The 24,366-nt window shown below is 57.0% G+C and carries 21 protein-coding genes; 11 read left to right on the top strand and 10 right to left on the bottom strand.

The annotated features are described in order from the left end of the window. Positions 1-13 precede the first annotated feature (13 nt). From smc to A3L12_RS06705, 5 genes are all read right to left on the bottom strand, one after another. The gene (gene smc / locus A3L12_RS06725) at positions 14-3,577 is read right to left on the bottom strand and encodes a chromosome segregation protein SMC (protein WP_088882905.1); all 3,564 of its coding nucleotides are present in this window, start codon (positions 3,575-3,577) and stop codon (positions 14-16) included. Between the two features lie 50 nt (positions 3,578-3,627). Further along, a complete protein-coding gene (locus A3L12_RS06720) occupies positions 3,628-4,050 on the bottom strand; it encodes a DUF835 domain-containing protein (RefSeq protein ID WP_232462880.1) in 423 nt (140 codons plus the stop codon). A gap of 144 nt (positions 4,051-4,194) precedes the next feature. Beyond that, positions 4,195-4,596: a methylmalonyl-CoA epimerase gene (mce, locus tag A3L12_RS06715; RefSeq protein WP_088882904.1), complete on the bottom strand. Its 402-nt coding sequence runs from the start codon at positions 4,594-4,596 to the stop codon at positions 4,195-4,197. Next, positions 4,593-5,552, bottom strand: coding sequence for a methylmalonyl Co-A mutase-associated GTPase MeaB (gene meaB / locus A3L12_RS06710; RefSeq protein ID WP_088882903.1), 960 nt, complete (start codon positions 5,550-5,552; stop codon positions 4,593-4,595). The genes mce and meaB overlap by 4 nt, the downstream gene beginning before the upstream one ends. Positions 5,553-5,590: 38 nt before the next feature. Next, positions 5,591-6,019, bottom strand: coding sequence for a cobalamin B12-binding domain-containing protein (locus A3L12_RS06705; RefSeq protein WP_088882902.1), 429 nt, complete (start codon positions 6,017-6,019; stop codon positions 5,591-5,593). A gap of 118 nt (positions 6,020-6,137) precedes the next feature. Between A3L12_RS06705 and A3L12_RS06700 the strand changes: the two genes are divergently transcribed. Both A3L12_RS06700 and A3L12_RS06695 read left to right on the top strand, forming a co-directional pair. Next, on the top strand, positions 6,138-6,794 hold the full coding sequence (locus tag A3L12_RS06700) for a PHP domain-containing protein (RefSeq protein WP_088882901.1): 657 nt from the start codon (positions 6,138-6,140) through the stop codon (positions 6,792-6,794). A 228-nt stretch (positions 6,795-7,022) separates the two neighbouring features. After that, complete coding sequence (locus A3L12_RS06695) at positions 7,023-7,445, top strand: hypothetical protein (protein WP_088882900.1); 423 nt, start codon at positions 7,023-7,025, stop codon at positions 7,443-7,445. Positions 7,446-7,646: 201 nt separating this feature from the next. Here A3L12_RS06695 and A3L12_RS06690 read toward each other — a convergent pair whose 3' ends face one another. Both A3L12_RS06690 and A3L12_RS06685 read right to left on the bottom strand, forming a co-directional pair. Further along, positions 7,647-8,204 (bottom strand): Maf family nucleotide pyrophosphatase, encoded by a 558-nt coding sequence (locus A3L12_RS06690; RefSeq protein ID WP_088882899.1) that lies wholly within the window; start codon positions 8,202-8,204, stop codon positions 7,647-7,649. A gap of 64 nt (positions 8,205-8,268) precedes the next feature. Next, positions 8,269-10,077 (bottom strand): PINc/VapC family ATPase, encoded by a 1,809-nt coding sequence (locus A3L12_RS06685; RefSeq protein WP_088882898.1) that lies wholly within the window; start codon positions 10,075-10,077, stop codon positions 8,269-8,271. A gap of 86 nt (positions 10,078-10,163) precedes the next feature. Here A3L12_RS06685 and minD point away from each other — a divergent pair, with 86 nt between their 5' ends. The 6 genes from minD (at position 10,164) to A3L12_RS06655 (ending at position 17,128) form a co-directional block, all read left to right on the top strand. Then, positions 10,164-10,901, top strand: coding sequence for a cell division ATPase MinD (minD, locus tag A3L12_RS06680; RefSeq protein ID WP_088882897.1), 738 nt, complete (start codon positions 10,164-10,166; stop codon positions 10,899-10,901). Between the two features lie 125 nt (positions 10,902-11,026). Further along, positions 11,027-12,466: an asparagine synthase-related protein gene (locus A3L12_RS06675; RefSeq protein ID WP_088882896.1), complete on the top strand. Its 1,440-nt coding sequence runs from the start codon at positions 11,027-11,029 to the stop codon at positions 12,464-12,466. 117 nt (positions 12,467-12,583) lie between these two features. Further along, entirely contained in the window at positions 12,584-13,765 is a 1,182-nt protein-coding gene (locus A3L12_RS06670; protein ID WP_394335073.1) for a cell wall-binding repeat-containing protein, read from the top strand. 37 nt (positions 13,766-13,802) lie between these two features. Continuing rightward, positions 13,803-14,831: a glycosyltransferase family 4 protein gene (locus A3L12_RS06665; RefSeq protein ID WP_088882894.1), complete on the top strand. Its 1,029-nt coding sequence runs from the start codon at positions 13,803-13,805 to the stop codon at positions 14,829-14,831. 40 nt (positions 14,832-14,871) lie between these two features. Then, the gene (locus tag A3L12_RS06660; RefSeq protein ID WP_088882893.1) at positions 14,872-15,879 is read left to right on the top strand and encodes an L-threonylcarbamoyladenylate synthase; all 1,008 of its coding nucleotides are present in this window, start codon (positions 14,872-14,874) and stop codon (positions 15,877-15,879) included. Between the two features lie 61 nt (positions 15,880-15,940). Next, positions 15,941-17,128 (top strand): hypothetical protein, encoded by a 1,188-nt coding sequence (locus tag A3L12_RS06655; RefSeq protein WP_232462879.1) that lies wholly within the window; start codon positions 15,941-15,943, stop codon positions 17,126-17,128. A 13-nt stretch (positions 17,129-17,141) separates the two neighbouring features. Here the strand turns inward: A3L12_RS06655 and A3L12_RS06650 are convergent, their stop codons facing one another. Next, a complete protein-coding gene (locus A3L12_RS06650) occupies positions 17,142-17,564 on the bottom strand; it encodes a hypothetical protein (RefSeq protein WP_088882892.1) in 423 nt (140 codons plus the stop codon). An 81-nt stretch (positions 17,565-17,645) separates the two neighbouring features. Between A3L12_RS06650 and A3L12_RS06645 the strand changes: the two genes are divergently transcribed. After that, positions 17,646-18,347: a nucleotidyltransferase domain-containing protein gene (locus A3L12_RS06645; protein WP_088882891.1), complete on the top strand. Its 702-nt coding sequence runs from the start codon at positions 17,646-17,648 to the stop codon at positions 18,345-18,347. Between the two features lies 1 nt (position 18,348). On the opposite strand, the gene serS is transcribed toward A3L12_RS06645, so the two are convergent. Both serS and glp read right to left on the bottom strand, forming a co-directional pair. After that, the gene (gene serS, locus A3L12_RS06640; RefSeq protein WP_088882890.1) at positions 18,349-19,716 is read right to left on the bottom strand and encodes a serine--tRNA ligase; all 1,368 of its coding nucleotides are present in this window, start codon (positions 19,714-19,716) and stop codon (positions 18,349-18,351) included. A 51-nt stretch (positions 19,717-19,767) separates the two neighbouring features. Next, positions 19,768-20,970 carry a gephyrin-like molybdotransferase Glp gene (gene glp, locus A3L12_RS06635; RefSeq protein WP_088882889.1) on the bottom strand — a complete coding sequence of 401 codons (1,203 nt, stop codon included), beginning with the start codon at positions 20,968-20,970 and terminating at the stop codon, positions 19,768-19,770. A gap of 134 nt (positions 20,971-21,104) precedes the next feature. On the opposite strand from glp, the gene A3L12_RS06630 reads away from it, so the two are divergent. Both A3L12_RS06630 and A3L12_RS06625 read left to right on the top strand, forming a co-directional pair. Further along, the gene (locus tag A3L12_RS06630) at positions 21,105-21,860 is read left to right on the top strand and encodes a hypothetical protein (protein WP_088882888.1); all 756 of its coding nucleotides are present in this window, start codon (positions 21,105-21,107) and stop codon (positions 21,858-21,860) included. Position 21,861: 1 nt separating this feature from the next. Further along, positions 21,862-24,366, top strand: a complete 2,505-nt coding sequence (locus A3L12_RS06625) for a CDC48 family AAA ATPase (RefSeq protein WP_088882887.1) — start codon at positions 21,862-21,864, stop codon at positions 24,364-24,366.

Genomic DNA, 24,366 nt, shown 5'->3' with positions numbered 1-24,366 from the left:
CGGGCTCACCCTCTCAGCCACTTACATGGCCGAACATCTCGTTATGCTCGGCCTCACTCCTCTTCCGTGCCTCCTCGAGGATCTCCATCGCCTTCTCAAGGCTCAGGGAAACAACCCTGGAGACGCCATTCCTCATGCTGACCCCGATTATCTTATCCGCGTTGGCCATCATAACGTCCCTCAGGGTTATCACGATGAACTGGCTCTCCCGGGATGCCTCCTTTATCAGGTCGGCGACGCGCTTGACGTTGGCATCGTCGAGATGGGCATCTATCTCGTCGAAGAGGTAGAAGGGGGCCGGTTTGTAGTGCTGTATGGCGAAGACGAAGGCGAGGGCCGTTAGGGCCTTCTCACCTCCGCTCATGGCCTCTATCCTCTTGACGTCCTTGCCGGCCGGCTTGGCCTCGATGTCAAGTCCTCCCGAGAAGGGATCCTCAGGGTTCTCGAGGATGAGCCGGGCACTTCCTCCCGGGGAGAGCTTCGAAAAGAGCTCCGAGAAGTTCCGGGCTATCTCCCTGAGCGTCTGCATGAAAACGTTCCTCTTCTGTCCCTCTATCTCCTCGATGAACTCCTCTATGCTCTCCTTCTCCGCGAGAACCTGTTCCCTCCTGCTCTTTAGCTCGAGGTACCTTCTCTCAACGACCTCGAAGTCCTCTATGGCCTTCATGTTAACGGGCTCAAGGGAACGTATCTCCTCTTCCATCTCCTCTATCTCCTTCCTCAGAGAATCGAGGTCCAGCGGAATCTCCCTGATGCTCTTTATTACCCCGGCATCGTGGTGCTTCAGCTCTTCCTCACGCTCCTTCAGGGTGGCCTCGTACTGGACGAGCTTTATCCTGAGGGTGTTGGCCTCGATACGCAGCTCCTGAACCCTCGAGCTCAGCTCCTCCTTCTCAGAGCGAAGGTTCGTTATCTCCTCCCTGATCCTCTCCCGTCTCTCGCGGAGCTCCTTCAACTCCTCCTTAACGCTCCTCTCGGCTTTCCTCAATTCCTCCAGCCGTTCTTTGAACCCCTCAATGGCCTTCTCGTTCTCAGCTATATTGGCCCTGAGGGCGTTTATCCTGTTCACCAGCCCGGCTATCTCCTCCTCCAGATCGGCCTTCCTTGGAAGCAGTTCCTCGTTGATCCTCGCATCGAGGCCCTCGAGCTTGCTCTCCACCTTGCTGAGTTCCTCCCTGAGCCTGCCTATCTCCGCATCCATCTCCCGTATCTTCCTGTTAAGCTCCCTCGCCTCGGGGTTCTCGAGGGCTTTCCTGAGCTTGTCCCTCTTCTTCTCAAGCCTCTCTATCCTCCCACGGAGCTTCGCCATATCCCCTCTGGCCTCGTGGATCTTTCCTTTCAGCAGTTCAACGGCCTTCTCGCCCTCCTCTATGCTCTCCTTCAGGGACCTATCCTCGGCGAGAAGACGTTCGATCTCCTTTTGAACAACCTGAAGGTCCTTGCTCAGCTCGCTTTTCTTCATGCGAAGGTTGAAGAGCTCGTTTCTGAGCCCGTTGATCTCCACCCTGAGGGAGTTAACCGCGGATTCCAGCGCCTCCTTCTCGGCCTCCAGCGCCTTAACGCTCTTCCTTATCTCCTCAACGTTAACACCGAGCCTTCCCCTCGGCCTGTAGTGGCCGCCCGTTATGGCCCCGCTCCTCTCGAGGAGCTCACCGTCCAGAGTTACCATACGAACCTTCCCTATTCCGACGGTCCTCGCCTCCTCCATGTCCCTGACGATCAACGTATCCCCGAGGGCGTATTCAACGGCCTTCTTAAAGTGCGGATCGTACTCCACGACTTCCATGGCCGGAATCCCGAGGGGAGGTTTCTCACGCATCGAGCGGGGCTTTATCCTGTTGAGGGGAAGGAAGGTCAGCCTCCCGAGCTTCTTCTCCTTCAGTAACCTGATGGCCCTCTCGGCTACCCTGTCGTCCTCCACCACGACGTTGCCGTAGTTCCCGCCAAGGGCAACCTCAACGGCCAGTGCGTAGTTCTCGTCCACCCGTATCAGTTCCCCGAGGGCCCCGTAGAGACCGGGTATGTTCTCCCCCCTGAGGAACTCAAGGGCCCTGTTGCGAAGGGTCTCTCCCCGGGCCTCGGCTTTTATCAGCTCCTCACGGGCCTTTGAAAGCTTTTCTTCAACGTTCCTGAGGGTTTTGGATTTCTCCTCGAGCTCCTTCTCGGCCTTCCTCAGTCTCTCCTCCATTCTCAGGATCTTACCATCCACATCCCCGAGCTCGGAGCGTCTGGCCTCAAGGGTTTTTCTGGTCTCATCTATTCTGGACTTCAGTGCGATTCTCTTCGCTTTATCGCTCGAGATCTTACCCTCAAGGCGCTCTATCTCCTCGTTGAACTTTTTTATATCGCTCTCCCTCATGTAGAGCTCCTTCCTGCTCTCTTCGAGCTCGCTGACGACCCTGTCGAACTCCTCCCTCGCCACCGCAAAGTTCCTGTCTATCTCGCCGAGCCTGACGACCAGATCGTTTCTCGCCACTTCCTTCTCCTTTATCTCCACCCTGAGCTTTTCGCGTCTCTTGTTCCATCGTTTGATCGCGTTCCTGTCCCTCTCAATCTCCTCCGAAACCTTCTTCAGCTCCTCCCTGATCTTTTCGAGTCTCTCCTGAGCTTCCTTTATCCCGTTACGGGCCAGTTCGATCCTCTTTTCGGCCACCTCGATGTTCGACTGAACCTCGCTTATCTCCCTCGTAACCTCAAGGATGCCGTCCTCGCCCTTCTCCTCGAGCTCCTTCTCGATGGCCCTGAGTTCCTCTTCTCTGGCCACTATCTCCCCGGCCAGTTCCCTGAGACGTTCGGTTGCGCCCCCTATCTCCTCCTCTATCTCCTCATCACGGGTCCTGCTCTCCTCGATCAGGGACTTCAGCTTCTTTATTTCGCCGAGGAGAAGGGTAACCCGGGCTTTCTCAACGCGCTCCTTAAGGTCGAGGTATCTGAGGGCATCGTTGCGCTCCTTTTCGAGTTTATCCAGCTGGGATTTGACCTCCCTGATGAGAAGGTCAACCCGGGCAAGGTTTTCCTCCGCCTGCTTCAGCTCGTTGAGGGCCTTCTCCTTCTTAGCATCGTACTCGGCTATTCCCGAGATCTCGTCTATGATCATCCTCCTCTCGGTGGGGCTCATCTTGATGAATTTGGTTATGTCCCCCTGAAGGACGAGGTTGTAACCTTCAGGAGAGATCATTGCCGCACTGAGCAGGTCGAGTATGTTGCTCCTGCTCGTCCTCTTGCCGTTGAGCCAGTAGTTGCTCCTTCCGTCGGGGTAAACGCGGCGCTTTACGACAACCTCATCCTCATCGAGGGGGAAGCCGCGGTCCTCGTTGTTGAAGTGCATGGCTACCTCCGCGTACTTTGCCGGTGCCTCCGTCTTCGTGCCCGCAAATATCAGGTCGCTTATCCTGCTCGCACGCATGGCCTTCGCCGACAAACCGCCGAGAACGAAGAGGACGGCATCACCAATGTTGCTCTTCCCGGAACCGTTGGCACCCACTATGGCCGTGAAACCCCGTGAGAGGGGAACTACGACCTTCCGATTACCGTAAGATTTGAAACCCTTCATTTCAATCTTCTCGATATAGGGCATGTCCCACACCTAAACATGAGAAAGGTAACTCAGTTATATAACTTTACCCGTTAGATTATCCTGCGGAGAAGGTTAAGGGTCCTATCATCGATCCCGTCGCTCACGGTAACGAAGAAGTTCGAGCCCTTCAGGAGGGCCATGTCCCTCAACTTGGCAACAAAACGGAGCGTCGATTCGAGGCCGTTCTCAAGGATGAGGTATTCCAAGGCGTCTAAAATCACATCGGCCGGCCCTTCATTGAGCCGGTCCCAGATGATCTGCTCCACGACGTGAAGTTTGCCCGGTGGAACGGCATCGGGATGGGAGACCCGGGTTACCCACACGACGCGAACGTTGTCCCGGTTAAACTTCGAAGGATGCCTCCGGGTCACGAGGATCTTCTCCCTGTGGGGGTTCCTCTTAACGAGCCCATCGAGCTGGTGATAGTCAACGATCCGGGGGTTCTCCCGCCGGGATGACATTCCGAGCACCATAGACCATCACTTCACTGTCCCGTCATGATATGTAACATTTCGGTCTATACATCAGGCTAATCCACCCCAATCTATATAAGTATTACGGTATGTTTGCGGAAAATCTGATCACGAAGAGAAAAGGAAAAATACCCGGGCAGAACTTCATTCCTCCCTTTCGCAGAGTTCGAGGAGAACTCCGGTGACCGACTTCGGGTGGACGAATGCTATCTTTGCTCCGCCGGCCCCCACGCGCGGTTTCTCGTCTATGAGGCGGTAGCCGGCCTCCTTAAGCTTCCTGAGGTGCTCCTCGATGTTATCGACGCCAAGGGCTATGTGGTGTATGCCCTCGCCCCTCTTCGCTATGAACTTCGAGATGGGCGAGTCCTCCGAGGTTCCCTCGAGGAGCTCTATCCTGCTCTCCCCGACGTGTATCACCGCCGTTCTGACCTTCTGATCCGGCACCTCTTCAATCTCCTCCACCTTGAGACCGAGGCCCTCCCAGACCCTGATGGCCTCTTCAAGGTTCTTAACGGCTATACCAACGTGGTCTATCCTTCCTATCATGCCTTCACCCCCAGAGTTTTTTCAAGGACTACGTCCGCGGCAGAATACGGGTCAACCTCCCGCCTGACGATTCTATCTATGAGTTCCGCCAGCTCACCCTCGTTGAGCCTTTCGCCTATCATCCGGGCTATCCTGCCCGAAATTATCGTCCTGACCTCCTCCTCGGCCCGGAACTTCCTCTTCCGTTCTATCTCGCCGCTCCGCTCAAGGAAATCGCGGTGCTCCAGTACCGTTCTCCAAAGCTCCCTGATGCCCTTCATGGTCGTCGCCACGGTCTCGACCACGGGCGGCCTCCACCCACGCTTCTCCCAGCGTTCCTTCTCAAGGTCGAGCATGAGGTTCAGCTCGAAGTAGGTGGCATCGGCCCCCTCCCTGTCGGCCTTGTTGATCACGAACACGTCGGCTATCTCCATGAGGCCGGCCTTTATCGCCTGCACATCATCCCCGAGTCCGGGGACGGTAACGAGAAGCACCGTGTCGGCGGTTTTAACGATGTCCACCTCAACCTGCCCGACTCCAACCGTCTCAACGAAGATGACGTCGCAGCCGTAGGCATCGAGCACCTTTATGGCATCGTTCGTGGCCTTGGCGAGACCGCCGAGGGAACCGCGGGTGGCCATGCTCCTTATGAAGACCCCGGGATCGGTTGAATGCCTCTGCATCCTTATCCTGTCGCCGAGGAGCGCACCGCCGGTGAAGGGCGACGTCGGGTCTATGGCTATCACTCCCACGACCTTACCCTCTTCCCGGGCCACCTTTATGAGCTTGTCGAGGAGCGTCGATTTACCGGCTCCCGGTGGCCCGGTTACGCCGATCACGTAGGCCTTCCCCGTGTAGGGGTAGATAAGACCCACTATCTCCCGGGCCTTCTCCTCGTCGTTCTCAACGAGGGTTATGAGCCTTGCAGCGGCCCTTCTGTCGCCGGAAAGCATGCGTTCCACGAGTTCTTTTATCATGTCCATCACTTGGATGAATTATCCAGAAAAGTTATAAATCATGCGGAGAACTTCTTCAGCTTTGGAACGTTCTCATCTATGAAGGCTATGATTTCGGATATCGGACTTCCCGGGCCGAAAACCTTTGCAACGCCCATCTCCTCGAGCTTCTCCGCATCGTCGGGCGGTATTATCCCCCCCGCTATGACGAGAACGTCCTCGTTGGGCTTCAAACCGCGCTCCTCAAGAAGCCTCAGGATCTTCGGAATCAGGACCATGTGGGCCCCCGAAAGGATGCTTATCCCGAGAACGTCAACGTCCTCCTGAACGACGCTCTCAACTATCTGCTCGGGCGTCTGTCTTATGCCGGTGTAGATAACCTCAAACCCCGCGTCACGAAGGGCCCTTGCAATGACCTTCGCTCCCCTGTCGTGACCGTCCAGACCGGGCTTTGCAACGAGAACCCTAACCCTTGAGCGCTCGACCATTTCCATCACCGATGACCCTTCCCCGCCATCTTATTTAAATGTTGTCAAAGTTCAAGGCAGGGCTTTACCTTGGATATTTTGTCCAGAAGGTTTTTTAAGACCCGGGAGAAGGGTTATTATGCTCGAGTTTCCCCACGATGTGCACACGCACTCGACCCACTCGGATGGGGCCGGATCGGTAGGGGAGAACGTTGCAACCGCCGAACTCAGGGGGCTGAAACTCCTCGGGATAAGCGACCACATCCATTACCTTGAAGGGAAGGCCTTCAACCGCTACCTTGGGGAGATCCGCCGCTGGAAGGAGGAGAGCGGGGTAACGCTTCTGGCCGGAATCGAGGCCAACGTAACCCGGAACGGCGTTGACATAACGCAGGAGATGGCCAGAAGGCTGGACTACGTGATAGCCAGCGTTCATCTGTGGCTGAACGACCCGATGGAATACGTCGAGCTCGTGAAGATGGCCATCTTAGATGAGAACGTTGACATCATCGGGCACTTCGGGGCGAGTTTTTCAAGGATAGGCTACCCCGACCGGGAGAGCCTGATGGAGCTCGTGAAACTGGCCGGAGAAAGGGGAAAGGCCTTCGAGATAAACTCCAGCTACCGCGCCCCGGAGGCGGAGTTCGTAAGGGAGTGCGTGAGGCAGGGGGTTAAGCTGACCTTCGCGAGCGACGCCCACAGCCCCCGGGAAGTCGGGCGGGTTTCTTGGAGCGAGAAGGTATTCAGGAGGGCCGGGGGAAAGAAGGAGGACCTGCTCTTCGAGGAGTTCCTTTAAGCTTATCTTTCAATCCTCCCTGAGTCCCGCCGGATGGGGGGATGTTCCATCCCCCACTCCCCCCTTAAAGTTCTCCCCTTCTCTTAGGAGTCTTATTGGAACTGAACAGGGCTCTTGTGGCAGAGACCATAGAGGAGCTCTTTCAATTCTCCTGGAGTCTTATTGGAAGGGGGGATGTTTCATCCCCCACTCCCCCCTTAAAGTCCTCGCGTTCTCCGGGGAGTCTTATTGGAACAGACCAAAAACACCATAAGATACGCAGAAGTGACGTCCTTTCAATTCTCCTGGAGTCTTATTGGAACCCAAAACCCGGACTTTTGGTTCTCTCCTATAACCGAACTTTCAATTCTCCTGGAGTCTTATTGGAACGTGGTGGGAGCTGGAGCAGTGGGGGAGGTCTTAAGCATACTTTCAATTCTCCTGGAGTCTTATTGGAACGGTGATCGTGATGTTCGGATTCGGAAAGAGAAAGAAAACTTTCAATTCTCCTGGAGTCTTATTGGAACTCAGGAAGCCAAGGAAGTTATGCAACAGTTCGATAACTTTCAATTCTCTTGGAGTCTTATTGGAACCGGGGAGCACTGGGTCTTAAAGAGTTCTAACGCAAAATTCCTTTCAATTCTCTTGGAGTCTTATTGGAACGTTCCATAACCGGCGATGAGCTCTTCGTCTGGGCCTACTTTCAATTCTCTTGGAGTCTTATTGGAACCCATCCTCACCCGGGGGTAGGATTTGCGTCTTGCCACCTTTCAATTCTCTTGGAGTCTTATTGGAAGGGGGGATGGAACATCCCCCACTCCCCCCTTAAAGTCCTTCCGTTCTCTTAGGAGTCTTATTGGAACTCGGGGAAGCTCATCCCCGAAGAACGTTGAACCCGAGGTCCCGCAGCTTCCACACGACTTCAACCGGCAGACCAACGACGTTGTAATAGTCCCCCCTGATCCACTCGACGAAGAGCGCCGCCCTGCCCTGTATCGCGTAGGCCCCGGCCTTGTCCATGGGTTCGCCGGTTTCAACGTAGGCCCTTATCAGCCCGTCGTCGAGCTCCCGGAACTTCACTTCCGTCACAACGCTCCCGCAGATCTCCCCGCCGGGGTGGACTATGCAGTAGCCGGTTATAACCCGATGGACCTTTCCGCTCAGGAGTTTGAGGATCTCGAAGGCCTCCTCCCTGCTCCGGGGCTTTCCAAGGATCCTTCCGTTCAGGCTGACCACCGTGTCCGCCCCGATGACGGTTCCGCCCGTGCGGGAATGAACGTCCCTTGCCTTCCTCCGGGCCAGCTCCACGGCGAACTCCTCGGGGTCCTCGATGGAGCACTCCTCTTCCACTTCACTCGGAACGACCACGAACTCCACGAAACGGGCGAGTATCTCCCTCCTCCTCGGTGACGATGAGGCAAGAACCAGCATGATCTCCCCTCTGTGGAGGGGTTAAAAAGGTTGCCGGCCACGGAGCGGAAAGGGAATAAAGGGCTCAGGGCGCGGCCCAGATGGGTATCCCAGCATCGAGGAGCCTCTTCAGCTCCCTGCCGATGGGCGTTTTCTTGTTCACCTTAACGAGCCCCTTCCTGCTCGGCGTTGCCGTGAAGACGTACTCCTCACCGCCGTAGAACTTCAGAGGGGTTCTGGCGTACTCATCCGGAACCCTGAGAACTATCTTTTTCTTCTTCTCCTCGGCCTCGACCGGTATCTTCGTCCCGGGTTCAGCCGTTTCCCTCTCGGAGAAGCTTTTGACGTCTATGCTTATTCCGACCCTCTTCTCCAGATCGGCTATCCTCTTACCCTTCTTGCCGATTATCGCCGGGATGTCGAACTCGTCCGCGTAAACGATGGCCCTGTGCGGGCTGACTATCTCGACCTCTGTGCGAACGTCCGGAAGGAACTTCTTTATCTCCTGCTTCAGCCTTCTCTCGGCGAGTTTTAGAGCCGGGGCTTTTTGACCTTTCTTCACGGGGACAACGCTTACCTCCTCACCGTAGGTGTAGATCTCGTACTCCAGCTCGCCGGTCTCGAAGTCCCTCACCTCTATCACCGGTCTGGCGAGGTCCTCCTCCCGCATGCCGCTCGGCACCTTGACGAGATACTCGAGGGTCAGGACCTTGGCGACTTTTCCCGCTTTGATGAAGATGACGGTATCGACTATCTGGGGTATCATTCCCAGCTCGACCCTGCCGATGAAGCGCTGAACGGCATCTATGGGCCTCGTGGCGTGCACAACTCCGACCATCCCAACCCCGGCGAGGCGTAGATCCGCGTATATCCTGAAGTCCTCGGTCTTCCTCATCTCGTCGAATATGGTGTAGTCCGGCCTGACGAGAAGGAGAACATCGCCGGTCTTCTCCATCCTCCCGCCGAGGGCCGTGTACTGGGTTATCTCATCGCCGACCTGCAGGTCACGGGGCTTTTCCATGGTCTTCACTATCCTGCCCATACCGGCGTACCATTCCGCCAGGGCCTGTGCGAACGTCGTCTTGCCCTCCCCGGGGGCACCGGCTATCAGGATGCCTTCCGCACTCTCCTCCAGCCGTTTAAGAAGCTTCTCGCTGAGCTGGTAGTCCTCAATGCTGAGCTTCTTAACGGGCCTGACCGCGGTTATCTCTATCCCATCGGCGAAGGGGGGTCTCGCTATGACCGTTCTATAGCTCTCCAGCTGGACGACCGTGACGCCGGGCTCGTCGAGTTCTATGAAGCCTCTGGGATCGCGCCTCGCCCTCTCGACTATGTCGTCCGCCATATCCTCCAGTGCCTCCTCCGTAAGAACCTCGTCCCTTACGGGAACGAGCCTCCATTCGCCGGGTCTTCCCTTCTTTGCAAGGGGCCTCAATCCGGCCTTCAGGTGAACGCTCATCGTGTTCTCGTCGAAGAAGTCCTCAAGGCGGTGCTTGAGCTCCTTTCTGGCCTCAAGGTATATCACGTCTATGCCCTTTGCGATCGCTATATCGCGCTGAACCCTATCGCCGGTTATCAGGGTGGCGCCCAGCTCACCCGCCAGATCCCTCACCATGCTGTCTATCTCACCGGCCTTGGCCCTTTTTATCTGCCAGAGCTCGGGCCTCTCCCCTTTGAACTCGAGGATTATCCTTCCTTCATCCGCCATCTCCCGGAGTCTTTTCAGCTCCTCAAGCCCGACGTGGCCTATGGCCTTGCCCTCGTTGGCCTGATGCTCTATCTCGGCAACAACCGCCTCGGGTACGATGAGCCTGACTTCCCCCTCAGTGCCCTCGAGGAACTGGGTGAGCCTGCCGTCAACTATCACGCTCGTATCCGCAACGAACACCTTCACCTCTCTCACCTCAAAATTCTCCATGGTTCTGAGGAATTAGGCTAAAGGTTCATAAAGGTTTAGCCGGAAAAGGGATGGGTGGAAGAATGGGCAGACTGATTTCAGTGGCCTCCGGTAAGGGCGGGACGGGGAAGACCACGACGACGGCCAATCTCTCGATAGCCCTCGGGAAGATGGGTTACAGCGTCTGTGCTGTGGATGCCGACCTCACGATGGCCAACCTCAGCCTCGTTATGGGAATAGACGACGCCGACGTTACCATCCACGACGTTCTGGCCGGTAGAAACACCATAGATGAGGCCATCTACTCCACAGCCTACGAGAACGTCAGCCTCGTGCCTGCAGCTGTAGACTGGGAGCACGTGTTAATCGCCGATCCCCGAAAGCTCCCCGAAACGATACGCAAGCTGAAGGGGCGCTTTGACTTCGTGATTATAGATTGCCCCGCGGGGCTTCAGCTGGACGCCATGAACGCCATGATGAGCGGGGAAGAGGTTCTCCTCGTAACGAACCCGGAGATCTCGTGTATCACCGATACCATGAAGGTTGGAATAGTCCTGAAAAAGGCAGGTTTAACTGTTCTGGGTTTCATTCTCAACCGATGGGGTGCAACCGAGAGGGACGTGCCACCCGAGGTTGCGGAAGAGGTTATGGAGGTGCCGTTGCTGGTGGTTGTCCCGGAGGACCCGGCGGTGAGGGAGGCCACCCTCGAAGGGACCCCCGTGGTTGAGTACAAGCCGGACTCCGAGGGAGCAAAGGCCTTCATGGAGCTCGCCGACAGGATATCCAGAATAGCCGGTTTGAAGGCAAGGGTGAGGGGGTAACGGTTCACTTTTCCGGGCATTTTCAGGGCGGTTTTTCAATATCCGTGGAGGAGCTGTGAAAACGTTTTCAGTGGATAATGGGGAAGCCTTTTGACGGAACCCGGTCAATCAGCCACGGTGGGAGCATGTGCCTTATAGCCGGGGGTATGGGTGAGAACCTGAGGGAAAGGTTCATCACGATGATACTGAGGGGCAAACACCGGGGAAAGGACTCCTTCGGCGTGTGGACGGATGAGGGAACCCTAAAATCCGACGACTTCTCGCGGGTTTACGAGATCCCCGACGGCAGAATCGGTCTGCTCCAGACCCGGCTGGCGATGACCGGTTCCAAGAACTACAGCCAGCCCTTCTTCAACGATCTCGTTATGGTTCACAACGGGGAGATATACAACCATTACCACCTCAGAAGCTACCTTTCTGACAGGGGCGTGGAATTCGAGACCGACGTTGACAGCGAGGTCATCCTGCGACTTCTGGAGCACCTTCTCGACAAAGGGCTCGATATGTGGGAGGCCGTTGGGAAGGCGATGAGAAGCCTCGAAGGGGACTACGCCGTGGCCTTCAGCGATGGGAGAAGGATTTACCTCTTCAGGGATCCCGTGGGAGTGAGACCGCTCTACTACTCGCCACGGGGATTCTTTGCATCGGAAAAGAAAGTTCTCTGGGCCATAGGTGAGGAGGCCATCCCCGTGCAACCCGGCGAGATGGTTGTACTGGCCGAAGGGAGGGTCCTGAAGAAAAGGCTCCTCACCATCACGGAGCTGAGGGCAAACCTGAAGCCGGAGTCGGCTGAGAAGGCCCTTAAGAACCTTTTGAACCACTCGGTCAGGGTCAGGGTGGGTAAAAAAACGGGTGTCCTTTTCTCGGGGGGTCTGGACAGCTCCATCGTGGCCCTGCTGGCCTCCCGCCACTCCGAAGTTGTGCTGTACACCGCGGGGGCGGAGGGAAGTCCCGATCTGGAATGGGCAAGAAAGGCCAGCGAACTTCTCGGAATACCCCTGAGGGAGCGCGTTTTTGACATTGAAGACGTTCGCGATGCGGTAAGGAAGGTTACGTTCGCCATAGAGGAGCCCGATCCCGTCAACCTTTCCATAGGTATCCCGATCTATTTTGCCACCCGTCTCGCGGGGGAGGAAGGATGTAAGGTTCTCCTGACGGGTCAGGGAGCGGACGAGCTCTTCGGGGGCTACGCAAAGTACGTTGAAAACCCCGGGTTGATGGAGAGGGACCTGCTCGAGCTCGGCGAAAGGAACCTCGCGAGGGACGACAAGATAGCCATGCTCAATTCCGTCGAGGGCAGGGTGCCCTTCCTCGACCCCTCGGTGGTTTCAGTCGCCCTCGGAATCCCGGCGGACTTAAAGATCCAGAGGGGCACCAGAAAGGCCATTCTGAGGAAGGTGGCCCTTGAACTCGGCCTGCCGAAGGAGATAGCGGAGCGCGAGAAGAAGGCCGCCCAGTACGGAAGTCATTCCCAAAAACTCCTCGGAAAGCTGGCGAAGAGCGAGGGACTCAAGCCGGGCGAGTACGCCATGAAAGTATTCAACGAGGTTTTTAAACGCGGGTAAACGGTTTTGAACGTCCGTTAATATTTACGGACGGAGGAGGCCTTCCCCTCCCCCCGGACCAAAAGGAGGCAAACGATTGCGTGAAAAACGCTTAAATAAGGCCTCTTCAAGGTAGAAATGGTGAGAAGAGTGGTATGGAAGAAGGGCCTTGCCATCGTAATCTGCCTCATGTTCGCCTTCATCATTCCCCATGGGCAAGCAGCCAGCGAACGTCTAACGATCCTCGTTAGCGACAACGAGGCCGACGAAACCTTAGCCTACAGCATAGCGGACCTCCTCGGGGCGACCGTCATCGTGAGCCCGTGGGGAAGTTACGATCCGAACGCCACTGCAAGGATCATCGCCCACGCTCCCGACGAGGTCATAATAATCGGCGGGCCCGTCGCGGTTCCCGAAGAATACGCAAGGGATCTGGAGGACTTCGAGATACCCTACGAGCGCTGGTACGGTGAGACGAGATACGAGACGAATCTTGAGGTCATAAAAGCCCTCGTGGAGAAGTTCCCGGAGGTGTCCGGGGAGATAAGAACGGCCGTAGTGGTAAACGGACGTGACGTCCTCGCGATAAGGGCCTACCGCAGGGCCCTGAAAACCTCTGGAAAGCCCATAATCGTCCTCACAGACCGGAAAAAGGAGAACGTGACGGTAGCGGCACTCGAGAGGCTGAAAAGCGTGAGCGAGGTTAAGTACTTCCAGAGCAGTTTCGGGGGAAGATCAGCCTTCTCCCCGAAGGGGAAGGAACTGTCCCTCTGGATCAGAGCCCACCTCCAGGCCCGCGAGGAGAACGTCTCCGTCTCCCCCGCCGGGGAGGAGGTTTACTCCCTCCTGATCGAGGTTCAGAACAGAACGGACAGGGCCGAGAGACTCCTTGACGGACTTCAGATCCCGGGCGCGAGGGTAAGGCTCGAGAGGGCAAGGGAGAGCCTTGAGGAGGCATGGGATGCCTACCGGTCCGGAGATTACCTCAGAGCCTACGAACTGGCCCTGATGGCCGGTTCCAGTGCGGACTTCGTCGTATCAAGGGCCTACAGCGAGATGAAGACCGTCCATCAGGGATCCCTGAAGGCACTTCTGGAGCTTAAGATAAACCGTCTGGAGGCCATGGTGGCCGTTTTAAAGGAAAAGGGCTACGACGTGAGCGGGCTGGAGTACCTCCTCAGCAGGGCCAGAGCGGCACTGGAGAGGGGAGATTACTCGGTTCTCATCAACGACATAATGCCCGAGATAAGGAGGGAGATGGCGGAGCTAACGAGGGGAGGAAAGCACGGCAGAGGGGGAAGACCGACCCCGGGACCATAAGCCTTTTTAGATCCCCCTCCAATTTCCCCCGGTTGAAATGAGGATTCTAATGATAGGACACTATCCGCCACACGGCGGTGGGATTGCGAACCATCTCGACGGCCTCGTTGGGGAGCTGAGGAAGAGGCATGAGGTTCACGTTCTAACCTACGGGCCGGTAAGGCCGAGGGAATTCGAGAGGGACCTCGTGCACCCGGTCCGTGTTCCCCCCGTTTACGGCCTGAGGGGGACGGGCTTCGCCTTTCTTGGATCCCGGAAGGCTGTGAAACTCCACGAGAGGATTAACTTCGACCTGATCCACGCCCACTTCGTTGGGACGACGAGCTTTGCCGGGGTTCTTGCCAAGGAGAAAACCGGTCTGCCACTCGTTGTAACCGCCCACGGCAGCGATCTGGAACACACGGCGGAACTGGCACTGGGCAGGTTCTACGTGAAGAAGAGCCTTCTCGAGGCGGACGGGGTTATAGCCGTCAGCCACTGGCTGGCGAAGAGGGCCCTCTCACTGGGAGCACGGTCGGTCAGGGTAATACCCAACGGCCTCAGGCCACTCGAGGGCGGGAACTCGAGGAGGGAGTACATCACCTACATCGGGGCGCTCAGGGAATACAAGAGCCCGGAAACCTTCGTGGAGCTGGCGCGTCATTTTCCCGGAAACAGGTTCCTCGTCGTTGGGGAGGGCCCGCTGATGGACCGACTGCGGTCGATGGCGCCGGCCAACGTTGAGTTCACCGGCTACAGGCACGACGTTGGGGCTATACTCTCCCGGAGCAGGCTCCTGATTCTGCCGTCAAAGAGGGAAGGCTTCGGCATGGTCATCCTGGAAGCGAACTCCCTTGGGGTTCCGGTAATAGGGAGGCGCGTAAGTGCCATACCCGAGCTGATAAGGGAGAACAAGAACGGGTTAACCTTTGAGAACTTCGAAGATCTCCTGCGGGCCGTTGAGGAGCTCCTCGAACCAAAGAGGAACGCAAAGGCTGGTAGGCTCGGCGAGAGGATAGCCTCGGCCTATTCATGGAAGAACACGGCGAGGGCGGTGGAAGAGGTTTACTCCTCGGTTCTGGGATAGTTTTTTAACGGCGTTTTAGCCTCCTATTCCGGTGGGGAGAATGACGGTCGTAATCAACATGCGAGATGGCCCGGATGAGGGGAAGATAAGGATAGCCGCGAGGTTCATACTGGAGGGGAAGCTCGTCGCCTTTCCAACCGAAACGGTTTACGGTCTCGGTGCCGATGCCCTGAGGGAGGATGCCGTAAGGAGGATCTTCGAGGTAAAGGGCAGGCCTCCGGACAATCCGCTGATAGTCCACGTGGCGAGCTTTGATGACCTCAAGAAGGTCGCCCGCGATATACCACCGGAGGCGAAGCTCCTCGCCCGCAGGTTCTGGCCCGGGCCCCTGACCCTCGTTCTACCTGCAAGGGACGAGGTCCCCAGAGTTACCACGGGCGGCCTCGACACCGTCGCCGTGAGGATGCCCGCCCATCCAATAGCCCTCGCCCTGATAAAGGCAAGCACCCCCCTGGCGGCCCCCTCGGCGAACGTGAGCGGGAGGCCGAGCCCGACGCTGGCGGAACACGTTGCGGATGACTTTTACGGGAGGATAGAGTGCATAATAGACGGCGGAGAGACCCCCATCGGAGTTGAGTCAACCGTCATCGATCTCAGCTCGGAGGAACCCACGGTGCTCAGGCCCGGTGGTCTGCCGATAGAGGAGATAGAACGGGTTCTGGGAAAACTCGAGGTTCAGGTAAAGGCCAAGGGAGTGGCCCGTTCCCCGGGGATGAAGTACCGCCACTACTCCCCCAACGCCCGGGTTGTGGTTGTAGAGGGCAAAGGCGAGAGGGTCAGGGAGAAGATAAGGGAGCTCATCGAGGAGTACCGTTCCAGAGGGCTGAAGGTCGGGGTCATGGCGAGGTATAGATACGATGCCGATGGGTTCTTCAACCCCGGCAGAACCACCGAGGAGGTTGCAAGGAACCTGTTCAGAGGGCTCAGGGAACTGGATAAACTCGGCGTGGACGTTATAATCGCCGAGGGAGTTGAGGAGAAGGGCCTCGGCGTGGCGGTGATGAACAGACTCAGGAAAGCCGCGGGTGGAAGGATCATCAGGGTTTAGACAACACTTAAATATCTTTGATCCCAACTCCCCACGGGCGGAGGGTGTGAAATCATGAGGGGTGAGCGGTTTGTCCGTTGACTTTGAACTTATGGAACCGGAAGAGCTCGAAGAACTCGCCGTCAAAAGGATCAACGAGGGGAAGCTTAAGGAGGGACTTAAGTTAACCCTTCGTGCCGCGAGGGGTTACGAGAGGGGAGGTAAAATAAAGGAAGCCGCGAGGCTCTACAGGTACCTCGGATACCTCGTTCTTGAAAAGACGGGGGACCTTGGAAAGGCCCGTCCACCGATTCTGAAGAGCGCCTACCTCTACATAGACCTCATAGATGCCGAGGTTTCAAAGCCCGAGGTTGACGTTGACGTCCTCGATGAGTACTGCTCGAACGTTCTCGAGGCATTCGCCACCCTCAACGACCGGAAAAACCTCATGAAGTACGCCGGTGAATTCGCCAAGATCTACGAAGACCTTGGAAACACCTACGAGGACAGAGATGACGTTACAATGGCCATAAGGACCTACGAGTCCGCTCACCGTTACTATTCGCTGATGGACGACGGGGAATCCTATAAAAGATTAAACGAGAAGCTCATAAGCCTTTACGGACAGCTCGCCGAGTCGAGACTGGAGAACGGGGACGTTGAAGGGGCCGCCGAGGCCTTTTACAGGCTCGCGGGATATATCCTTTCGATATTCGGCTACGACATACACTTCATGGAGATGATGGACACCGCGGCCAAGAACTTTGAAAAGGCCAGCAAGCTGTCCTACTCCAACGGGGATCTGGACGGCACCACCACGAACCTGTTGAAGGCCCAGTACGCCTACCTGCTGGCCAAAAACCCCAACAGGGCCAAGCTGATTGGCATAAACAACGCGAGGATACTCCATCAGGTCGTGAGCTCCTACTTGGCCAAGAGCGATAACGAGAAAGCGGCGGAGAAGCTCATGGAGCTAACGGAATCACTAATAGGCATCGGAAAACTGAAGGAGGCCATAGAAACCTACAGAAGCGTCCTGGAAACAGAGAGCGATCTTAAGTTCCGCGTTCGGGTTCGCCTTGCGGTTCTCAAGCACCACGCCGCCACGGAGGGCTCGGAGGAACTCCTCGGGGACATAGCGACCCTCGAGTACCACCTCAACAGGGGGACCCACACGAAGGCATTCGAGCTGGCGGAAAAGGTCATGCTCAGGGAGGGCCTTGGAGAGGTCCTGAGGATGATCCACAGGGCCGAGGGGATATACGAATAGAATAAGGGAAAGCTTACTGTTCCCTGACTTCCACCCTTGGAATCGGCACGTGGTAGGGCAGGCGCATCTCCTTGGCCATTATCATGAGTACCGGGGAGACCTCCTTGGTTATGAAGTTGACGACCTCAGCGAAGGTCGATGAGTCCATCTTCTTCTCCTTCTCCCAGAGGTCGAGGATCTCGTCCACCATCTCCTTCCGCGGAGGAAGGTACAGGAGAACCCCCTCGATCGCACCCCCGGCGATCTTTGGGTTATAGTCGATCTCATATCGGAATATCATCTCCACCCCGTTCGTCTTCCCCGTGGGCGTGCGTATCTCCCCGAGGCGCATCTCCTTCACCTGCGGGGAAAGCTTTACCTCTATCCTGCCTGAGGGAACGTTCAGGGTAACCTTCTCGAGCTTTATCTTCGTCAGGTTGAATCCAACTACCGGCATTTTTCTCACCACCAGCGACTGGTCGGGACGGTATAAAACGCTATCGGTAAGCCTTTAAACGTTCCGGTGGAGATGAGCAGGATGCCGAGGGAAAAGGTCGTGAACATCTGGGACGAGAGGGAGGTCATTTATTCGCCGGAGAGATGGCGTTATTTGAGGGAAAAACGGGAGAAGGCTCGGAGGATAATGGAGAGACTGCGCGACTTCGATCCCCAGATCTACGGCAGCGTCGCGAGGGGCGATGTGAGGAGGGACAGTGACATAGACATCTTCATACCCTACCGGACGCCGGGATACCTGATCGAGCTCGCGCTGGAGGGGCTCGTGGGAAGGAGGAGGATAGTCATGGCGACGCCGTGGCATCTCATCAAGGGAGTGATAGAGGTGGACGGGGAAACCACCGTAACCTTTCCCCTGATAGATCCGACCGACAGGGAACTGGAGTTCTACAGGTGGGGCGGGTCGATAGACCTCGAGGGCCTAAAGGCCGGCAAACGGGCCCCGGGTGTCAACAAGAGGCTGATCCTCATAATCCCGACGGAAAGGGGGCACGTCGAGAGGGAGGTCGTCGGACGGGAGAGCGAGGTGGCGAGGACGCTGGGGGTGAGCGTGGACATCGTCACGGAGCGCGTTCACATCCTGAGGAGGAGGGACAGCATCGGGAGAACCGGCATCTACATCAACGAGGAAGTCCCGGACTGGATGGGGTTCGAGGAAGCCCTTAAGCTCATAGCCGACAGAGACCCCAACGTAAGGAGAAAGATCAGGGAGAGGGGAGAGTAGCTCACTCCCCGCAGCAGCGCTCCTTCATGCCGGCGGGCAGGATCTCCCTGAAGCCCGTGTACTTCCACAGGGCCTTCGGGAGCTTTACGATGCCCTCCTCCGTCTGGAAGTTCTCGAGTATGGCCACGATGGCCCTTGAAGTCGCTATGGCCGTCGAGTTGAGCGTGTGGACGAACCGGGGCTTCTCGTCTGTTCTATCGCGGTAACGGATGTTTAAACGTCTCGCCTGCCACTCCGTGCAGTTGCTCGCGGAGACAACCTCCCTGAACCTGCCCTGACCGGCCATCCACGCCTCTATATCGTACTTTTTGGCCGCAACGTAGCCGAGATCTCCGGTGCAGATGTTGACGACCCTGTAGGGGATCTCAAGCTCCCGGAATATCTCCTCGGCGTTGGCTATGATCTTCTCGTGCCATTCCCAGCTCTCCTCCGGTCTGGCGTAAACGAACTGTTCGACCTTGTGGAACTGGTGAACGCGGAAGATCCCCTTCGTGTCCTTTCCAGCGGTTCCGGCCTCCTTTCTGAAGCACGGGCTTACTCCGGCGTAGAGCAGGGGCAGTTCGTTTCCATCCAGTATCTCGTTGGCGTGCATTCCCGCGAGGGGGTGCTCGGCCGTCGGGATGAGGTAGAGGTCTTCACCCTCGACCTTATAGATAACGTCCTCAAAGTCCTCGAAGCTCGTGACGCCTTCCTCAACGAACCTGCGCACCATGTAAGGCGGCGTTACGGGGGTGAAGCCCTTCTCGATGAGTTTGTCCAGAGCGAAGCGAATCAGGGCCAGATCGAGGATGACCAGCTCGTTCATGAGGTAGTAGAAGCGTGAACCGCTCACCTTGGCGGCCCTCTCGAGATCGGCCCCCCTGAGGATCTCAAGCATGTCAACGTGGAGCCTCGGCCTCCAGTTCAACACCTCGTACTCCATCCTCCCAAGGCTCTGCTCCCTAAAGCTCTCGAGGAAGCCCTCCCAGACCCTTGCCTTACCCCAGAACCTTACGGGAACGTTCTCGGTATCGTCCCTGCCAACGGGAACGCTCTCATGGGTCAGGTTCGGCAGGCGCCACAGGTAGTAGTCTATCCTCGCCCTCAGCTCCTCCACTTCCCTCTCGAGTTCCCGTATGCTATCAACGATCTCGGCGCTCCTCCTGAGGAGGTCATCCGCCGGCTCCCCTGACTTCTTTCGCTTCCCTATCTCCACCGCCAGCCTGTTGCGCTCCTTCCTGAGCTGGTTGATCTTCCTGAGGTTCTCACGCCACTTCCTGTCGAGCTCCCGGATCTCGTCTATCCACTTGAGCTTCTCGATTTCCCCGCGCTTCAGGAGGTCGGCCTTTACAACGTCCGGATTTTCACGGATGAGCCTTATATCCAGCACCATCAACACCCGAAAAGGAATTTACGGAAGTTTAAAAAAGGTTTGGGAGGCTCACCCGAAGAAGGTCACCTCAACGGTTTCACCCGCCTCGAGTATCTCAACGTTCTCCGGAACTTCAATGAAGCCGTCCGCGTCCACGAAACTCGTCACCGCCCCGCTCCCCTTGAGGATCGGAACGGCCTTCTCACCCTCTATCCTGACGGGAAGGAACTGACGCCTGCCCTTCACCGAAAAGACCTTGTGGGCAAGCTTTTTCTTCACCTTCCTGACCTCATCCTCTCTTCCGAGGAGCCTCCTGAGAAGGGGCGCTACAAGAAGGGTGAAGTTCGTGAGACAGCTGGTCGGGTAGCCGGGGAGACCGAAGACGGGCTTTCCCTTTACGAGGCCTATTATCGTGGGTTTGCCCGGCTGAATGGCTATGCCGTGGACCATCACCTCGCCGAGCTCCTCGATCAGGGAAGCGGTCAGGTCCCTTATTCCTCCGCTCGCACCTCCGCTCAGGATGACCATATCGCAGCACTCGACGGCCCTCTCTATCATGGACCTCAGGCTATCCCGCTCGTCCTTTGCTATTCCGATGAAAACCGCTTCCCCGCCGAGTTCCCTCACGGCATCGGTCACGGCCCTTCCGTCTATGTCGTATATCTTTCCCGGCTTCAGTTCCTCGCCGGGGAGGATCACCTCGTTTCCGGTGCCTATCACGGCCACCTTCGGTTTTCTGAACACGGGAACCTCGGCCATTCCCACGGCAGATAGAAGTGAGGTATCCTTGAAGGTGAGCCTCGTCCCGCGTTTCAGAAGGAGCTTACCCTTGGGAATGTCCGCCCCAGCCTTCATGACGTTGAGGTCCGGATAGGCTGGCCTGTAGATGACGACTTCATCGCCGTCCCTGTCTACTTCTTCGAACTGCACCACCGCATCGGCACCCCCGGGCAGGGGTGCTCCAGTGGAGATGTAAACGCTCTCGCCGGGTTTGAGCTCCAGAGAAGGCTCATCCCCCGCGTTGACTTCCCCAACGACCCTCAACCTGACGGGCTCGGTCTCGCTCGCCATGAACGTATCCTCCGCCCTTACGGCGTAGCCGTCCACGGTCGCCCTGTCAAAGGGGGGAACGTCTATCGGGGACACCAGATCGCGGGCCAGTACCCTTCCAAGGGCCTCGCTCAGGGGAACGCTTTCGATCTCCGGTTTCAGGGGAAGGGAATCCACCACGTTGAGAGCTTTTTCCAGAGGGACCACCTTCAGGAAGGCCATTCCACCACCCGGGATGGATCAGACGCCGCTCTATAAATGGGTTACGCAAGCGGGGGTGTTTAACCCCTCCGGAGGCCGGAATTTCATCGGAAAGGTTGGAAAGATTTTTAATCGTCAACAACCTACCGGGAACCATGAGGGTGGCGATAGTAACGGGCGACGCCCGGGTGTACTACACCGCAACGAAGGTCCTGAAGGAGTACCGCATACCCTTTCACAGCCTCAGGATGGGTGAGAGGATACCCCCCGACGTTGAGGTTGTCCTGACCGGCGAGGAGGAGATCGAGAGGGTTGATTTTCCCTTCAAGATCGCGGTGAGGGACGGGAGTTTTATAAACGAACTGCTGGCGGGACTCGCGGGTATCGGGAGGTTCAGGAGGGTTTACGTGGCCATCGACCCCGGGGAAAGGCCCGGCCTGAGCGTGGTTGCCGACAACCGGGTGCTTGAGGTTCACCGCCTTAAGGGCCCGCGGGACGTTGGGATTATCCTCGAGTTGCTGGAGAAGTATCCCGGTGCCCGGATTAAAATCGGTAACGGCGCGAGAAGGCAGAGAACCCTCCTGCTGAAGGCCCTTGGGGACCTGCTGGGCTACGATTACCCCGTAACGGTCGTCGACGAGTCGGGAACCACACCCAAGGTGGGAGGAACCGAGGTGTCGAGGGTTCAGGATATAGTTGCCGCCATAAACATAGGCCTGAGGGCCGGAAAGGAGGTTCCCATAAGGGAGCTCATAGAGGTGAAAAACCCCACAAAACGCGAGATCGAACACATAAAAAGACGGAGCAGGGAGATAAGTGGGAACATAACCATATCCTCGGAGCTCGCACGCGAGGTGGCCCTGGGCAATCTGACCATAGAGGAGGCCATAAAAAAGCAGAGGGGTGAATGAGATGATCTTCGGTAAGGAAGGGGGCAGGAAGAAGGAGATAAAGCTGCGCGTTGCCGAGGCCCTGAAGAGGGACGTTGGAAGGGGGATAGTGAGGATAGACCGGAAGTATCAGAAACAGCTCGGCGTTGAGCCGGGGGACATAGTCTCGATCACCGGGGAGAGAACAACCGCAGCGATAGTGGCCAACGCCCATCCCGACGACAGGGGGCTTGACATCGTCAGGATGGACGGCTACATAAGGAGAAACGCCGGGGTAAGCATAGGGGACCACGTGACCGTGTCCAGAGCGGAGGTTCAGGAGGCGAGGAAGGTCGTTCTGGCCCCGGCCCAGAAGGGCGTCTTCATCCAGATACCCGGGGAAATCGTCAAGAGGAACCTGCTGGGCAGGCCCGTCACGAAGGGAGACCTGATAGTGGCGAGCAGCAGGGAAGAGAGCTACTACGGTGGCTCGCCCTTTGACGAGATCCTCAAGGGGCTCTTCGAGACGATGCCGATAGGCTTTGGGGAGATCAAGTTCACGGTCGTCAACACCGTTCCAAAGGGCATAGTCCAGATATCCTACGAAACCGAGGTGGAGGTTCTACCGCAGGCCGTCGAAGTCCGCGAGGAGGCCGTTCCGGAGGTCACCTACGAGGACATCGGCGGGCTGAGCGATGCGATTCAAAAGATCCGCGAGATGGTGGAGCTCCCGCTGAAGCATCCCGAACTCTTCGAGCGCCTCGGTATAGAGCCGCCGAAGGGAGTTCTCCTCTACGGCCCGCCCGGAACGGGTAAAACGCTTCTCGCGAAGGCCGTCGCCAACGAAGCCAACGCCCACTTCATAGCCATAAACGGACCCGAAATAATGAGCAAATTTTACGGGGAGAGTGAGGAAAAGTTAAGGGAAATATTCAAAGAAGCTCAGGAAAACGCTCCGAGCATAATCTTCATTGACGAGATCGACGCGATAGCCCCCAAGAGGGAGGAAGTCACGGGAGAAGTTGAAAAACGCGTGGTATCACAGTTATTAACCCTGATGGACGGTCTGAAGAGCCGCGGGAAAGTCATAGTCATAGCGGCAACCAACAGGCCCGACGCGATCGATCCAGCGTTGAGAAGACCCGGAAGGTTCGACAGAGAAATAGAGGTAGGAGTACCAGACAAACAAGGACGCAAAGAAATCCTCCAGATCCACACGAGGGGAATGCCCATCGAACCGGACTACGACAGGAACACCGTCATAAAGGTCCTTAAAGAGCTGGAGAAGAGGGGCGTGGACAGGGCCCTGATTGAGAGGCTCATCGAAAGGGTAAGGAAAGCGAGCGATGAGGAAATCAAAGAGATCCTGCGGAGTGAGAACGAGATCTACCCGGAGGTTAGGGCGAGGCTGATAGACCTTCTCCTCGAGGAGCTGGCGGAGATCACTTACGGCTTCGTCGGGGCGGATCTGGCGGCACTCGCAAGAGAAGCGGCAATGGTGGTCCTCAGAAGGCTCATCAAGGAGGGTAAGGTGAACCCGGAACAGGAGCGTATCCCGCCGGAGGTTCTTCAGGAGCTCAGGGTACGGAGGGAGGACTTCTACGAGGCCCTGAAGATGATCGAACCCTCTGCCCTCAGAGAAGTCCTCATAGAAGTACCAAACGTCCACTGGGACGACATCGGAGGACTCGAAGAAGCAAAACAAGAACTCCGCGAAGCAGTAGAATGGCCACTGAAGTATCCAAAGGCGTTCCAGAGACTCGGTATAGAGCCGCCGAAGGGGATACTCCTCTACGGTCCACCCGGGACAGGTAAGACTCTACTGGCCAAGGCTGTCGCTAACGAGAGCGAGGCGAACTTCATAGGAATTCGCGGTCCCGAAGTGCTGAGCAAGTGGGTCGGTGAGAGCGAGAAGCGCGTCAGGGAGATATTCAGGAAGGCGAGGCAGGCGGCTCCAACGGTGATCTTCATAGACGAGATCGACGCGATAGCTCCCGCGAGAGGGAGCGACGTGAACAGGGTTACGGACAGGCTCATCAACCAGCTCTTAACCGAGATGGACGGCATACAGGAGAACAGTGGGGTTGTGGTTATAGCTGCAACCAACAGGCCGGACATCCTCGATCCAGCTCTACTCAGGCCCGGAAGGTTTGACAGGCTCATACTCGTCCCGGCTCCCGATGAGAAGGCGAGACTGGAGATACTCAAGGTGCACACGAGGAACGTTCCATTGGCGGAGGAGGTTAGCCTCGAAGAGCTGGCAAGGAAAACCGAGGGCTACAGCGGGGCGGACATAGAAGCCCTCGTAAGAGAAGCCGCCCTAACGGCCATGCGCCGCATAATGAAGGAACTCCCGAGGGAATCCGTGGAGGAGGAGAGCGAGGAGTTCCTCGGAAGGCTCAGGGTGTCAAAAAGGGACTTTGAAGAAGCCCTCAAGAAGATCCGGCCCAGCATAACCCCCTACATGATGGACTACTACAGGAAGTTCGAGGAGAGCAGGAAGCCAAAGATCGAGAAGAGGGGAGGGGTTGATTACTACACCTTCTGA

Source organism: Thermococcus sp. P6 (genome assembly GCF_002214525.1).
Lineage (GTDB): Archaea > Methanobacteriota_B > Thermococci > Thermococcales > Thermococcaceae > Thermococcus.
The sequence above is the reverse complement of the archived record's forward strand: the minus strand, read 5'-3'. Positions and strand labels throughout refer to the sequence as shown.

Bases quoted from the DNA above. Each gene is read 5' to 3' on its own strand.
- smc (WP_088882905.1), bottom strand. From the start codon at position 3,577: ATGCCCTATATCGAGAAGATTGAAATGAAGGGTTTCAAATCTTACGGT.
- A3L12_RS06720 (WP_232462880.1), bottom strand. From the start codon at position 4,050: ATGGTGCTCGGAATGTCATCCCGGCGGGAGAACCCCCGGATCGTTGAC.
- mce (WP_088882904.1), bottom strand. From the start codon at position 4,596: ATGATAGGAAGGATAGACCACGTTGGTATAGCCGTTAAGAACCTTGAA.
- meaB (WP_088882903.1), bottom strand. From the start codon at position 5,552: ATGATAAAAGAACTCGTGGAACGCATGCTTTCCGGCGACAGAAGGGCC.
- A3L12_RS06705 (WP_088882902.1), bottom strand. From the start codon at position 6,019: ATGGTCGAGCGCTCAAGGGTTAGGGTTCTCGTTGCAAAGCCCGGTCTG.
- A3L12_RS06700 (WP_088882901.1), top strand. From the start codon at position 6,138: ATGCTCGAGTTTCCCCACGATGTGCACACGCACTCGACCCACTCGGAT.
- A3L12_RS06690 (WP_088882899.1), bottom strand. From the start codon at position 8,204: ATGCTGGTTCTTGCCTCATCGTCACCGAGGAGGAGGGAGATACTCGCC.
- minD (WP_088882897.1), top strand. From the start codon at position 10,164: ATGGGCAGACTGATTTCAGTGGCCTCCGGTAAGGGCGGGACGGGGAAG.
- A3L12_RS06675 (WP_088882896.1), top strand. From the start codon at position 11,027: ATGTGCCTTATAGCCGGGGGTATGGGTGAGAACCTGAGGGAAAGGTTC.
- A3L12_RS06670 (WP_394335073.1), top strand. From the start codon at position 12,584: ATGGTGAGAAGAGTGGTATGGAAGAAGGGCCTTGCCATCGTAATCTGC.
- A3L12_RS06665 (WP_088882894.1), top strand. From the start codon at position 13,803: ATGAGGATTCTAATGATAGGACACTATCCGCCACACGGCGGTGGGATT.
- A3L12_RS06660 (WP_088882893.1), top strand. From the start codon at position 14,872: ATGACGGTCGTAATCAACATGCGAGATGGCCCGGATGAGGGGAAGATA.
- A3L12_RS06650 (WP_088882892.1), bottom strand. From the start codon at position 17,564: ATGCCGGTAGTTGGATTCAACCTGACGAAGATAAAGCTCGAGAAGGTT.
- A3L12_RS06645 (WP_088882891.1), top strand. From the start codon at position 17,646: ATGCCGAGGGAAAAGGTCGTGAACATCTGGGACGAGAGGGAGGTCATT.
- glp (WP_088882889.1), bottom strand. From the start codon at position 20,970: ATGGCCTTCCTGAAGGTGGTCCCTCTGGAAAAAGCTCTCAACGTGGTG.
- A3L12_RS06630 (WP_088882888.1), top strand. From the start codon at position 21,105: ATGAGGGTGGCGATAGTAACGGGCGACGCCCGGGTGTACTACACCGCA.
- A3L12_RS06625 (WP_088882887.1), top strand. From the start codon at position 21,862: ATGATCTTCGGTAAGGAAGGGGGCAGGAAGAAGGAGATAAAGCTGCGC.